This is a genomic window from Microcoleus sp. AT3-A2 (assembly GCF_036705685.1).
Lineage (GTDB): Bacteria > Cyanobacteriota > Cyanobacteriia > Cyanobacteriales > Microcoleaceae > Microcoleus.
Genome location: NZ_JAUBVF010000001.1, coordinates 321,981 through 336,462, shown reverse-complemented (window position 1 = coordinate 336,462; position 14,482 = coordinate 321,981). Strand labels below are relative to the sequence as shown.

General features: G+C 44.4%; 9 protein-coding genes. 4 read left to right on the top strand and 5 right to left on the bottom strand.

Annotated features, from left to right (window positions below; genetic code table 11):
- Positions 1–55 precede the first annotated feature (55 nt).
- Positions 56–2,965 (top strand): NHLP bacteriocin export ABC transporter permease/ATPase subunit, encoded by a 2,910-nt coding sequence (locus QUB37_RS01510; protein WP_333158415.1) that lies wholly within the window; start codon positions 56–58, stop codon positions 2,963–2,965.
- A 110-nt stretch (positions 2,966–3,075) separates the two neighbouring features.
- On the opposite strand, the gene QUB37_RS01505 is transcribed toward QUB37_RS01510, so the two are convergent.
- The 5 genes from QUB37_RS01505 to QUB37_RS01485 all read right to left on the bottom strand — a co-directional run bounded on the left by QUB37_RS01505 (position 3,076) and on the right by QUB37_RS01485 (position 5,209).
- On the bottom strand, positions 3,076–3,231 hold the full coding sequence (locus tag QUB37_RS01505; protein WP_333158413.1) for a hypothetical protein: 156 nt from the start codon (positions 3,229–3,231) through the stop codon (positions 3,076–3,078).
- An 85-nt stretch (positions 3,232–3,316) separates the two neighbouring features.
- On the bottom strand, positions 3,317–4,207 hold the full coding sequence (locus tag QUB37_RS01500; protein ID WP_333158411.1) for a GNAT family N-acetyltransferase: 891 nt from the start codon (positions 4,205–4,207) through the stop codon (positions 3,317–3,319).
- 217 nt (positions 4,208–4,424) lie between these two features.
- A complete protein-coding gene (locus tag QUB37_RS01495; RefSeq protein ID WP_333158409.1) occupies positions 4,425–4,760 on the bottom strand; it encodes a Nif11-like leader peptide family RiPP precursor in 336 nt (111 codons plus the stop codon).
- Positions 4,760–4,900 carry a hypothetical protein gene (locus tag QUB37_RS01490; RefSeq protein ID WP_333158407.1) on the bottom strand — a complete coding sequence of 47 codons (141 nt, stop codon included), beginning with the start codon at positions 4,898–4,900 and terminating at the stop codon, positions 4,760–4,762. The genes QUB37_RS01495 and QUB37_RS01490 overlap by 1 nt, the downstream gene beginning before the upstream one ends.
- Before the next feature lie 111 nt (positions 4,901–5,011).
- On the bottom strand, positions 5,012–5,209 hold the full coding sequence (locus QUB37_RS01485) for a hypothetical protein (RefSeq protein WP_333158405.1): 198 nt from the start codon (positions 5,207–5,209) through the stop codon (positions 5,012–5,014).
- 360 nt (positions 5,210–5,569) lie between these two features.
- On the opposite strand from QUB37_RS01485, the gene QUB37_RS01480 reads away from it, so the two are divergent.
- The 3 genes from QUB37_RS01480 (at position 5,570) to QUB37_RS01470 (ending at position 14,448) form a co-directional block, all read left to right on the top strand.
- On the top strand, positions 5,570–6,847 hold the full coding sequence (locus tag QUB37_RS01480; protein WP_333158403.1) for a glycosyltransferase: 1,278 nt from the start codon (positions 5,570–5,572) through the stop codon (positions 6,845–6,847).
- Between the two features lie 96 nt (positions 6,848–6,943).
- On the top strand, positions 6,944–13,420 hold the full coding sequence (locus QUB37_RS01475; protein WP_333158401.1) for an AAA family ATPase: 6,477 nt from the start codon (positions 6,944–6,946) through the stop codon (positions 13,418–13,420).
- Positions 13,417–14,448, top strand: coding sequence for a response regulator (locus QUB37_RS01470; RefSeq protein WP_333158399.1), 1,032 nt, complete (start codon positions 13,417–13,419; stop codon positions 14,446–14,448). Before QUB37_RS01475 ends, QUB37_RS01470 begins: the two co-directional genes overlap by 4 nt.
- Positions 14,449–14,482: the final 34 nt, after the last annotated feature.

Sequence of the window (14,482 nt, the reverse complement as noted above, 5' to 3'; positions counted from 1 at the left end):
TCTGCTGTACAAGCAACTAACCAGACTTGATCTTACTAATCACAAATTACTAGCTATGCTCGATCTAAATCCTGTTAAGAAACTGCACCGAGTTAAAGGAAATGAACCGCTGCTGCTGAATGACCCGCATCAGGTATGGATTGTTAAGTCGGGCGCGATCGCAGTCTTTGCAGCCAAGATACAAAGTGAGAAGCCTGCGGGCAACCGCTATTATCTGTTCGGCGTCGGTGCAGGCGAGGCTTTGTTCGGCGCTGCCCTGGGGGATGGGTGGGGAATTCTGGCGATCGCGATCGCCGAAACGGAACTGGAACCGATCGCGATCGCAGATTGTGCCGCTTTAGTTGCTGCTGGTGAGAGCAAAACGAGATCGCTGGTGCAAGGGTGGATAAAGCATTTGGGAGAACGAGTGATTCCCTACGGCATAGATCCGCTTCACGCCCCGGAGGAAAAAGTTGCCCCAGAAACTGAGGTTGTAGCAGCCTCGCAGCAGATATCGCTGCAAAAAGGTCAAATGCTGCGATCGCCGCCGGGAACAGTTGTCTGGGTGCGCGTCTCGTCGGGCGATGCGAGTGTCGGGGAATTGCAGTTAAATTCCGCTTCCCCAGCGTTTCCCCTGGCTGGGAATATGCTGCTGGTGGCATCGGGGGAAGTTGAGGTGCAAATTTTCTCAACAGCAGAGGTGGAAAATGCCGACTGGCTGCCCGCGAGTTTAGCTTTGCTGCACGAGTATTTTTGCTGCTGCTTGAACTTGCTGGTTTCCCAGCAAAAAGCCGAGGAATTTCGGCGCTTTCAGGAACGCGAACAGCTAAACCGCCAAGTAACTCAGACAGCTTTGGGAGATTTAACCGAGGTTTTGCATCCCCGGAAAACTGCCTTGTCTGAGGAAGGAACACCGCTGTTAATCGCTGCTGGGGCTGTAGGTAAGGCACAAAGTATAACCGTCAATCCCCCGGCGGGTTCGGAAGATTTCAGCCGAGTGAAAGATCCGATGGAGGCGATCGCGCGATCGTCGCAATTTCGCACCCGCCGCGTGCTGCTGGCTGGGGATTGGTGGCGGCAGAACTGCGGCCCGCTATTGGCTTATACAAAGTCCGACGATCGACCAGTAGCTTTGTTGCCTGGTAAGGGATCTCGCTATACTTTGTTCGATCCGAGCGCTCGCACTCGCAAACGGGTAACTAAAGCAATCGCCCAAGAGTTGTCGTCAGAAACTCTCATGTTTTACCGGCCCCTGCCGCTATTGCTTCACAACGCTGCGGAACTGTTTCGCTTCGGAACGAAGGGCTACGAAAAAGATATCATCGTTGCTTTCGGGCTGGGGATATTGGGAACGCTGCTGGGGATGGTGACGCCGCAAGCTACCTCGATTTTGGTCAATGATGCTATTCCTGACAGCGATCGTTTGTTACTGTGGCAGTTAGGGCTGGTATTGTTAGTTGCGGCGATCGGACGGGCTGTATTTAGCATCGCCCAAACAATTCTGACGCTGCGGATCGAAAATGCTGCCAGCGGCACTCTCCAGCCGGCAGTTTGGGATCGAATGCTGAGATTAAAACCGGCATTTTTTCGCAGCTATTCTTCTGGCGACTTGCTGACTCGTTTATTAGCAGTTAATCAAATTCGCGCCCAACTCAGCGGCGCGACGCAGCGGACACTTTTGAGCGCCATATTTTCCCTGCTGAATTTGGGGCTGATGTTTATTTACAGCCTGCCGCTGACTTTAGTCGGAATTGGCTTAACTTTTCTGGCGGTTATAGTAACAGTCACATCCAGCTTGCTCTTAATCCCAAAAGAGCGGCAGATGGAAACAGGAGAAGGGGACATTAACGGGCTGACAGTAGAACTAATTAACGGAGTATCAAAGCTGCGGGTAGCAGCCGCCGAAGGGCGAGCCTTTGCAGCTTGGGCGAAAAAATACAGCCAACAAATTAAACTAAGAACGGGAATTAAACGAATTGACGACAGCGTTTCTGTATTTAACGAAGCGCTGCCGTTAGTAAGTTCTATCCTAATGTTTTGGTTTGCAATTGTGTTCATGCAAACCTCTCAAACAGAAGGAGGCGGACTGAATATGGGAACCTTTCTTGCTTTTAATTCCGCCTTCGGCACTTTTCTTTCTGGCGTCACTGATTTGAGCAATACCCTAACTGATATTTTAGGAATTGTACCGCTGTGGGAGCGAGCCAAACCGATCGTCCAGGGCATCCCGGAATCTGACCCGACAAAAGCCGATCCGGGCCGATTAAAAGGTCAAATTACGATCGATAGGGCGACTTTCCGCTACCGGGAGGACGGCCCCCCAATTTTAGATGATGTCAGCATCAATATTCAACCGGGGGAATTTATCGCGATCGTCGGGCCGTCTGGTAGTGGCAAATCAACATTATTTCGGCTGTTATTGGGATTTGAAATAGCACAAAGTGGGACTGTTTATTACGACAATCAAGATTTAGCAGGCCTCGACGTTCAAGCTGTGCGGCGGCAGTTAGGAGTAGTGCTGCAAAACGGCAGAATTAATGCTGGTTCGATGTTTGACAATATTACCTGCGGGGCGATGGTAACGCAGGAGGAAGCTTGGGAAGCGGCGCAAATGGCCGGTTTAGCCGCCGATATCGAACAAATGCCGATGGGAATGCACACGGTTGTCAGCGAAGGCGGCACGAATCTTTCGGGAGGACAGCGACAAAGATTGTTAATTGCCCGCGCGATGGTTGTCAAACCAAAGGTTATCCTGATGGATGAAGCTACGAGTGCTTTGGACAACCGCACGCAGGCGATCGTTACTGAGAGTTTGGATAAGTTAAATGTTACCCGAATTGTCATCGCCCACCGCCTGAGTACGATTCGCAATGCCGATCGTATTTATGTAATTGAAGCCGGCCGTTTGGTAGAATTTGGTTCGTTTGAGGAATTGGTAAAACAGGGAGGATTATTTGCTCGATTAGTGGCGCGGCAGATAGAGTAAGCAATGTTTAATGCAGTGCGAGCGTCTCGCTCGCTTGCTTATACATAGCGAGCGAGACGCTTGCACTGCTGTATGGTACTTCCGCCCTCTGGGCGACAGTACAATGATGCTTATTCTTTTGTTAGCAAATCGGGCAGCCACAACAAAATTAGCAATAGCAAGCAGGTGATAACTAAGCCAACGCTAAATATTGTAGTGTTACCCATATCCGGGGCTTGCTGCATGAGGTATACTGGCTGTAGTGCCGTCATCTTTGGTGGAAACATGAAGTTACAAATTAAGTAATTTTAGCTATAAAATTAAACTTTTTTGGATTTGTTAGTCAACCTTTAGCTACTTAAATTTATGGCTCTAGCTTTGAATTAAGAATTTACAGGACTCTTTACTTTCCTTAAAAGAAGTCAAGTAGGGAGCCATTCGTTTTTTGATAAAATTAACCATAGAGGGACGTTTAACTGATACAGTCCAAATGCCATTGATAATGTTAGCTTTTGCTTGAAGTTGAATTGCATTAGCAAGTAGAGGAATAAATCGTCCCATTTTTTGCAAATCCGGCCTCAGAAAACCGCAGGTGTAGCGAATGGTGTCGGGTGCGAGGCGATGATTAATCATCCATCCTACTACCTCTCCTTGATAACGCAAACCCAAACTGTTGAGAGGCTCAAAATTTTCTTCTTGTATAAAAGGAAGTAAATCTTTGGGAATCCAAGGAAATATTTCTTGCTGTTTCTGGAGTGCTAGCCGTTCGGCTTCACTAATCTCTATCCAAGGAAAAATGCTGTAGGAATCTGGAAGCTTTGTTTTTTGCATCCAGGGAGCATTAATAATTTTATCTGTACTAGATTTGCACACTAGCATCCGAGGTTGAGGAGGTAGCCAATTGCACTTTTGGAGAAGACGTTCAAAAGCTGGTGTTGTTGGTTGACCCGAAGTATAAATCAGTTTTGCAGTTTTACAGCCTTGAGATATCAACTCTTTTTCCAAACGAGTGAGAAGAACTGTACCTACTCCCTGACAACGATAGGTTGGTTTTACAAAAATAGAAAGTATCTCACCACATTTACTATCAGGTTTAATCTCTGCTATGGCTAAACCAATGGGTTCGTTGGAGTCCGAAGCTGCGAGCGCAACAGTAGAATCTTCGGGTTTTAAAGCTGCCAATAGGGGACGAAATATAGGAAAGGTAAATTGCTGATACAGCAGTGCTGTAAAAGTATTATCTAGTTTATTGAATGTGTACATAATTTAGCTTTTTTCAATTTTCAAAAATACTAAAAAACTTTCCGCTCCGCTTAATGCAAGGAAGTTTTTCTGGCAAATATTTTTTTGGTTAAGCCTGATAACGATATCCCACCTTAAATTTTTACTCCATAAGAGACAAAAAAACATTTTTTAAATGCAATTCTTTGTCTCCTATGTTGCCGTAATCATTTAAGAGCTACAAGTTTCTACCAAGTATTTACTGTTTGCTCTGTTCAAAAAGTTCCCAAGCATTAGGATTAGACCCGTTCACCTTCATTGTCAGCCCCCAGTCAATCTCATCATTAGGGTTGTCTTTACCACCAGCTACAGCCTCTAATTCTTCATCTTTCAACTCACCACTAGCTGCGTCGGGACTGTGGGTATTGAGCCACTCTTCCACCTCTTTTGAAGTAAAATTATAGCCATTTTCTTGACTTAATTCAACTGCCATATTGACGACTCCTGCCCGGTTAGTTACCGATTGAAATCGCTGTTGCAAAGCCTGATCGGACACTACTTCTTGGTAAAACTGATTGAGAGTTGCGATAGACATTAGATTTCTCCTTTGATAATCGAGGTTGTTTTTTCGAGTTGGCTGCTAACCAAGCCTCTATTAACCAAATCTTCTACTCTTCTAATTGGTAAAAATTTGGTTGATTTATGCAGCCATGCGGAAAACAGGGTTGTTGTCATTTTTTGCGTTTCCCTAATCCCTACCAGTTAAAAATAGGGAAAAAGGAAAGAATTTGCGGAAGATGCTTGACCGTAGCAGAAGCGCGATCGCTTCTAGTTACAAGCAGTTCATTACTTCTGTCCGTAATAGGACTGCATTGCTTCAATTAATTGCATGGACGGCCCCAGACCAAATTTGGGCCTTTCGCCGCTGACTGTGATAGTACGCATACCGCCTGCGATCGCGTCTAATTCCAAGTCGTTCAATTCTTGATTTATTGAGCTTTCTTGTTCTGCTGCTGCTTTTTTTATGATGCTTTCACTCGACATGGAAGTTACTCCTTGTTGATTTGTTCCAGCTAAGCTAGTGCTGGTCTTTGCGTAAATTTAGTTTACGAAATTCCCAGGCTAAAGTAGCTAGCTCAAAGTAGAGTTTTGAACCTCTAAAAACAACTGAGTTTTAACTCACATTTAGTTGAGGAGATTACCTGAACTTTTGGCTAGGTATCGCAGATCGCATACAAATATAGACTGGTAACACTCTCTTGCAATGACTGAAGCCTGCGTCCCATTCCTGAGTTTCTCCAAGCGCTCGCCCCAACGCCCCCACGCCCCAACCCCCCAACACAAACTACTCATACCGCCGATTAAATGCTAAAACAAGTTTAAACTCACACGGAGCCTTCCCTAATGACCCACTTCGGCATCTTCTGTCCGGCATCCACCGGCCACCTCAACACCATGATACCTTTGGGCAGCGAACTGCTTCGCCGAGGTCATCGAGTCACCGTATTTAATTTCCTCGATGCTCAAGCCACAACCTTAGCAAGCGGCTTAGAATTCCAGCCATTAGGCGAAGATGAATTTCCCGCCGGAGCGAGTGCCGAAGGTCTTGCCCAAATGGGAAAACTCAGCGGATTAACTGCCTTGCGATATACTATTAAACTAATCACCCAAGGTTCTGATATTCTCCTCTCACAAGCTCCAGCAATTCTCAAAAAAGCTGGTGTAGAAGCTTTACTCGTAGACCAAGTTTCACTTGAAGGAGGAACAATTGCGGACTTTTTAAACATTCCTTATATCACAATTTGCAGCGCCTTGATGCTGAATCGAGAACCCAACATTCCTCCCGTTGTTACTACTTGGCAATACAGTCCAACTTGGAAAGGGCGCTTACGAAATCAAATCGGCTATCAGTTATTCAATTTGCTTACCAAGCCGATTCGAGAGACGATCGCCGAATCTCGCCTCCAGTGGAAATTACCTCTCTATTCCCACCCAAACGATCATTACTCCAAACTCGCTCAAATCAGCCAGCAACCGGCAAAATTTGAATTTCCCCGACAAAATTTACCCGCTTATTTCCATTTCACGGGCCCTTTTCACAACCCAGCCACTCGCAAATCAGTATCTTTCCCATTTGAAAAATTAACCGGCAAACCCTTAATTTATGCCTCAATGGGAACGATTCTAAATCACTCGGAAGTTTTTCAAATAATCGCCTCTGCTTGTGAAGGATTAGACGCCCAATTGGTAATATCTCTCGGCGGCGGTGCGACTCCCGAATCCTTGCCGCCCTTGCCGGGAAATCCGCTCGTTGTTGGTTATGCACCACAATTAGAATTGCTGCAAAAAGCCACTCTCACGATTACTCACGCTGGGATGAATACGACTTTGGAATCATTGAGCAATGGAGTACCGATGGTGGCAATTCCTGTGGCCAATGATCAGCCGGGAGTGGCGGCGCGGATTGCTTATACGGGTGTTGGCGAAGTGGTTTCTTTGAAGGAATTGAGCGTTTCTAAAGTCCGATCGGCAATTGTGAAAGTGCTAACCCAAGAGTCGTATAAACAAAGGGCGATCGAGATGCAAGGGGCGATCGGGCGATCGGGCGGAGTCAAGCGCGCCGCTGACATTATCGAACAAGCTGTATTGACTGGGAAACCTGTCTTAGCTTCTAAAATCTAAAATCTAAGATGTGGAGTCAAATCTAAAATCTAAAATCTAACATCTAAAATCGACTGATGGCTCACGCACATCTTGTGTGAGGAGCAAATTTATGCTATGTTCGACTGCAAAGTTGACCGCAGGCTGAATATGCTCACTTTTCCTGGCGTTGAAGTCACAGAGCTCATCTACGAAAGCGCAAACTCCCTGGTTTACCGAGCATTCCGACAACCCGACAGTCTCCCCGTCGTGCTCAAAGTCCTTAAAGAAAATTATCCCACACCCCAAGAACTCGCCCGCTATCGCACAGAGTATAAAATTACACAATCTCTGAATCTGAGTGGCTGTATAAAAGCCTATGATTTGCAGCCATATCAAAACACGCTGGTGATGTTTGTCGAGGATTTTGGCGGCGAATCCTTGAAAATTTGGATGCAGCAGCAAAAATTTAGTATTGAAGAATTTCTCAGAATTGCGATCGCCACTACAGAAAGTTTACAACAAATTCACAGCGCCCACATCATTCACAAAGACATTAACCCTTCAAATATTGTCTTCAATCCAGCTAACGGAAAACTCAAAATTATCGATTTTGGCATTTCCACGCAGTTAACGCGCGAGAATTACACCATCAAAAATCCCAACATTTTAGAGGGAACTCTTGCTTATATGTCGCCGGAACAAACCGGCCGAATGAACAGAAGTTTAGATTACCGCACGGATTTTTATTCCCTGGGGGCTACCTTTTACGAACTGCTGACCAACAAATTGCCTTTTGACACCAATGATGTGCTGGAATTAGTACACAGTCATCTCGCTAAACAGCCCTTATCTCCCTGTGAGGTGAATCCCGAAATTCCGCAAATTGTTTCCGATATTGTGATGAGGTTGATGGGGAAAAATGCTGAGGAGCGCTATCAAAGTGCGATCGGAATTAAAGCGGATTTAGAACAATGTTTAAATCAACTGCACAGCAATAACAACATATCAGTTTTTCCCCTAGGGAGTCAAGATATTTCTAACCGTTTTCAAATTCCGCAAAAACTTTATGGCAGAGAGGAAGAAATTGATAGCTTACTAACAGCTTTTGAAACAGTCAGCAGTCACAGGAAAGATGCCTGTGCCACAAGTTCAATGATGCTGATTTCGGGATATTCTGGTATCGGTAAATCAGCTTTGGTGCAAGAATTATACAAACCTATTACTCAACAGCGCGGTTATTTTATCTCCGGCAAATTTGACCAATATCAGCGCAACATTCCCTACAGCGCCATTGTCAATGCTTTTCAGGATTTAGTCAAACAACTGTTAGCAGAAAGCGAAGCAAATCTCAAAGAATGGCGGGAAAAATTATTAGACGCATTGGGAATCAATGGTCAAGTCATTATTGACGTAATTCCTGAAATTGAATTAATTATCGGCAAGCAACCTGCGGCGCCAGAATTGGGTGCGGCAGAAGCGGAAAACCGCTTTAATTTTGTGTTTCAAAACTTCATTCAAGTTTTTACCAAACCCGAACATCCTCTGACAATATTTATCGATGATTTGCAGTGGGCTGACTGGGCATCTCTGAAACTGATGCAACTGCTGATGAATGCTTCGCCAGCCGGACTGTTTTTTATTGGGGCTTATCGGGATAACGAAGTTTCTGCGGCTCATCCGTTAATGCTAACAATTGAAGAGATTGTCAAAACAGGGGCAAAGGTCGATCGCATTTCCCTGTCCCCTTTGGACTTAGCCACGGTTACTCAACTGATTGGCGATGCCCTGAATTGCCCGGAAGCAAGAGTCAACTCCCTTGGCGAGTTAGTGTTTTTCAAAACGGGCGGGAATCCTTTCTTTATGAATGAATTTCTCAAATCGCTTTATACGGAAGGGCTATTACAATTTGACTTTACTCCTCTGCCTCACCAAGGGGGGACACAGGGGGGTTGGCAGTGGGATTTAGAGGAAATTCAAGCGAGGGGATTCACTGATAATGTTGTCGAATTGATGGCTGGTAAAATTAAACAACTACCACAGAATACCCAGGAAACTTTAAAGCTAGCAGCCTGCATTGGCAATCAATTCGAGCTGAAAACGCTAGCGTCACTTTGCGAAAAATCTGTGCAACAAACGGCGGATGATTTGTACGTAGCCGTTGCTGACAATTTAGTAGTGTTGCTGGGGAATAGGGGAGATGTGGAATTAGAAATTGCAGGAAGATTACCCAGTAGCCAATCCGTAGAATACAAGTTTGTTCATGACAGAATTCAGCAAGCTGCTTATTCCCTGATTGATGAACAGGATAAGCCGATAGTCCACAAACAAATAGGACAACTGCTGCTGCAAAATATTCCCATTAACAAACGAGAAGAAAAAATATTTGACATTGTTAATCAACTCAATTTCAGCAGTGAATTAATCGATCGCCAGCAAGACAAAGATGAACTGGCTCAGTTAAATCTGATTGCTGGCAAAAAAGCCAAGGCATCTGCAGCTTATCAGCCAGCTTTCAACTATCTGCAAACGGGGATACAATTGCTGGCAGAAAACGCTTGGCAGGTGCAATACCCGCTAAGTTTGCAACTGCATCAAGAAGCCGCAGAGCTAGCTTACATAGTGGGCGATTTTGAGGAGATGGAAAGTTTAGGCAACCTCGTACTAACCAATGCTAAAACAGTGCTCGATAGCGTCAAAACGATCGAGGTAAAAATGGGTACTCATGCTGCCCAAAATCAACTAGATATGGCAATTAATCTGGGGCTAAAAATTCTGAGGCAGTTGGGAGTAAAACTGCCCGCAAAGCCTAACAATCTAGATAGCATAATCGGATTGCTGGAAGTTAAGTTAACCCTAGCTGGGAAACGCATTGAGGATTTAGCCAATCTACCTCAAGGAAGCGATCCTTCTAAACAAGCCGCACTGCGTATCTTGTCATTTATGACTACTGTCGCCTATGGCGTGGCCCCTAAACTCATGCCTTTAATTGTGTTTAAGCAGGTGATTTTATCTGTAAAGTATGGCAACTATCCTGAGTCTCTCCATGCTTATGCAGTTTATGGATTAATTTTGTGCGGAGTTGTGGGAGATATTGAAGGTGGTTATAAATTTGGTCAGCTAGCATTGAGGATGTTGGATCAATTTGGCAAGCCAGAATTAAAAACTAAAGTCCTGCTTCCATTTAATGACTTCATCCGTCATTGGAAAGCGCCAGCTAAAGAAACGTTGCCATCTTTGTTGGAGGCTTACAAAAGCGGATTGGAAACAGGACAAGTGGAAGAACGTGCTTGTGCGTCTCAAACTTACTGCGGTTATTCGTACCTCTTCGGCGCTGAATTGTCAGGGCTGGAAGGCGATATTGCTACTTATGGCGAGGCAATAGAACAATCAAAATATGACCCGATTATTTGGCAGATTAAACCTTTAGAGCAGTCGGTTTTTAATTTATTAGGTAAGTCGGAAAATCCCGGCTATTTAATTGGGGAAGCCTATGATGAGCGAACTGCGCTATCACTATTAACTGAAGCTAACGATCGCACTTCGATTTTTGCCCTGCATTTTTATAAAATGATTCTCTGTTATTTATTCGGGCAATATGCTGAAGCTGTATCAAATGCAGCTTCCACCATGCAGTATGTAGAGAGTGCTGCTGGAACTCTTCAAGTATCATACTGTTATTTTTATGAGTCGCTGGCTCAGCTTTCGTTCTATTCTAATGCTTCTTTCGACGAGCAAAAGCACTGTTTAAAAAAAGTCACTGCTAATCAGAAAAAAATGAAAAAATGGGCGCATCATGCCCCGATGAATCACTTGCACAAATTTAATCTAGTGGAGGCAGAACGATATCGGGTTATTGGCAAAGATGCACAGGCGATCGACTATTACGATCGCGCAATTTCCCTTGCCAAAGAAAACGAGTACATCCACGAAGCCGCCCTCGCTTACGAACTCGCCGCCAAGTTCTATTTATCGAGAGGGAAAGAATTAACAGCTAAAGCTTATATGCAGGAAGCTCGTTACTGCTATCAACTCTGGGGTGCCGTGGCTAAAGTTAAAGATTTAGAAACGCGATATCCGCAATTATTTACGCTCCATCGCCATACAAATAAAGCCATTTCAACCACTACATCAACGACTGACAGCCGTTCTAGTTCTTCCTTGGATATCGCTACAGTAATGAAAGCTTCCGAGGCAATTTCTGGCGAAATTATACAGGATAAATTACTCTCCAGATTGATGAAAAATTTGATTGAAAATGTCGGCGCTCAAAAAGGCTATTTGATTCTAAAAAAGCAGGGTCAATTGGTGATTGAAGCTGAAGGTGCCATCAATGATGAACGGATAACAGTGTTGCAATCTGAGCCTGTTGAAAATTGCTCGGAACTTTCCGAAACAATTATCAATTATGTCGCCCGAACCAAAGAAAATTTAGTATTAAATGATGCGACTCGTGAAGGAAAGTTTACGAATGACCCTTACATCAAAGCACGTCAGCCTAAGTCTATTTTGTGTGCCGCTTTGATGAATCAAGGTCAAGTGGCTGCTATTGTTTATCTCGAAAATAACCTCACCGCCCAAGCTTTTACTCCCGATCGCCTGGAAGTTTTGCAATTGTTATCGGGACAAGCGGCGATCGCACTTACCAATGCTAAACTTTATGCAGAAGTAAAAAAACGCGAAAATCAGCTTACTCAATTTATCAATGCTATGCCAATTGGGGTAGCCGTGCATGACACCACCGGACAAATTACCTACGCAAATCAGACGGCACATCAACTAAGTGCCATTCCCACAATACCCGAAGCAAATACTGAGAAATTAGCAGAAGCTTGTCAACTGTATCTCGCGGGAACTAACGAGTTATATCCCACCGCACAAATGCCAATCGTGCGTTCTTTGGCGGGTGAAACTGTCAAAGTAGATGATATAGAGTTCCACCGACCTGATAAGATTGTTTCCTTGGAAGTTTCCAGCACACCAATTGTGGATGAAACGGGTAAAATTAATTATGCGATCGCCACATTTCAAGACATCACCGATCGCAAACAAGCAGAAAAAGTTTTAGCTGATTACAACCGCACTTTAGAACAGCAAGTGAGCGATCGCACTCTTGAACTCCAGCGAGAAATCAGCGAGCGACAACGAGCCGAAGATGCCGCACAAGCAGCCAACCGAGCAAAAAGTACATTCCTCGCAAATATGAGCCACGAATTGCGGACTCCCCTCAATGCAATTCTCGGATTTTCCCAATTAATGAATCGCGGTTCTCACCTATTGCAGGAACAGCAAGAACACCTGAGTATTATCACCCGCAGCGGAGAACATTTGCTCGAACTGATTAACCAAGTATTAGATTTGTCCAAAATAGAAGCGGGACGCACGACTCTCAACGAGACCAATTTTGACCTCCACCGCCTGCTGGACGACATCAAAAATATGTTCCAACTTCCTGCACAAAATAAGGGATTGCAGTTATTAGTAGAGCGGATGCCAGACGTTCCCCAATATGTGCAAACTGATGAAATAAAATTGCGCCAAATCTTGATCAACCTGCTTTCTAACGCGATTAAATTTACCTCCGAAGGCGGCATTTATGTGAAAATTAAAAATCATGAGCTTGCTCATAAAATATACTTTGAGATAGAAGACACGGGAGCGGGAATTGATGTTAGTGAATTAGACAAGCTATTTGAAGCTTTTGTGCAAACTAAAACAGGGGAAGAATCGCAACAAGGAACAGGATTAGGTTTAACGATCGCACGTTCTTTTGTGCAGTTAATGGGAGGTGAAATGACAGTCAGTTCTTGTGCTGGAGGCGGTACTATATTCAAATTTGACATTAAAGTTAATGCAGTTGAAAAGGCCGATCGCCAACGGGAACAGCCAACCAGACGAGTTATTGCGATCGCACCCAATCAACCCCGCTATCGAATTCTCGTTGCAGACGACGCTTTTGACAACCGTCAACTGCTAGTTAAACTGCTTTCTGCGATCGGTTTCGAGGTTTACGAAGCCAAAAATGGGATGGAAGCAATAGAAAAGTGGGAGCAATATTCGCCGCACTTAATCTTTATGGATATGCGGATGCCGGTGATGGATGGTTATGAAGCAACCAAACAAATTAAAGAGGGCAACCACAGGGGGATTGCCCCTACGGAAAACGATGATTTTGTAGGGGTAGTGCCCCCGTGCCTACCCCAGACAGCAATTATTGCCATAACAGCAAGTAGTTTTGAGGAAGAGAAAGCCGTTATCCTTTCTACCGGGTGCGATGATTTTGTTCGCAAACCATTTAGAGAAGCAAACATATTTGATGTTCTCCACAAACATATCGGAGTACAATTCGTTTTTGAAGAACTAAATGCTGCGGCCAGTTTCACAGAAAATGAAGTAAATGTATTGACAAAAACCGCTTTTTCTGAACTGCCTCCTGAGTTAGTAGCCAATCTCCAGCAAGCCATTAGCAATCTCGATTTGGAACAGATGCAAACAGTCATCAATCAAATTCGCGAAATCAATCAGCCCTTAGCGAGGGCGAGCGCAGCTTGCATTAAAAACTTTCAGTACGAACAGTTGCTAAATTTAATACACACATTGAGGGATGAGACATGAACAAAAACCTCAGTTTTACCCGCGAAGAAAGTATTTTAGTTATTGATGATTGTCCTGAGAATTTAAAACTTTTAAGCGGGATACTATCAGCCGCCGGATATAAAGTTCACCTAGCTCCCAGTGGGAAATTAGCTCTAAACTTTATCAATGCCAACTTACCAGACTTAATTTTACTCGATATTATGATGCCTCACATGGATGGCTATGAAGTCTGCGCTCAGCTCAAAGCTACTCCGAAAACTCAAGATATTCCAATAATTTTTATCAGCGCTTTGCAAGAAATTTTCGATAAGGTAAAAGCCTTCTCTGTGGGCGGAATAGACTACATTACAAAACCTTTTCAACAACAAGAAGTTTTAGTCCGCGTCGAAAACCAATTACGTCTGAAAAGGATGTCTCAACAACTCATAGACCAAAATATTCTCGAAGAGCGCAACCGCATGGCGCGGGAAATTCACGACACTTTAGCACAAACTTTTGCAGGCATCATCATACATTTGGGAGCCGCAGAACGGGTAATATTAGCGAATCCAGAACAAGCACAAGCACACATAAAAACAGTCTGCGAATTGGCTCGCTCTGGACTTGCTGAAGCGCGGCGATCCGTAGAATCTTTGCGCCCGCAACTGTTAGAAGATGGCGACTTGTATAGCGCTCTAAACCAAATTGCTAAACAACTGTCATCAGATACAGATACGCGCACTATTTTTGAAGTGGTTGGCACAGCCTATTCCCTACCATTAGAAATAGAAAATAACCTGTTGCGAATCGGGCAAGAAGCATTAACAAATGCTTTCAAATATGCCCAAGCTACGGCGATAAAAATTGAGTTGGTTTACGAAATATCCAAGTTTCTTTTGCGCGTGCAAGACAACGGACAGGGATTTGACACGGAAAGTATGGGTTTTAGGAATGGCTTTGGTTTATTGGGGATGAGAGAACGCGCCGATCGCATTAACGCGCAACTAATTGTAAACAGCAGCCCCGGAAACGGAACAGAAGTTATAGTTTCAGTTAATCGCCAGTAAAGTAAGGTGCACATTTCGCACCATACATAGTAAG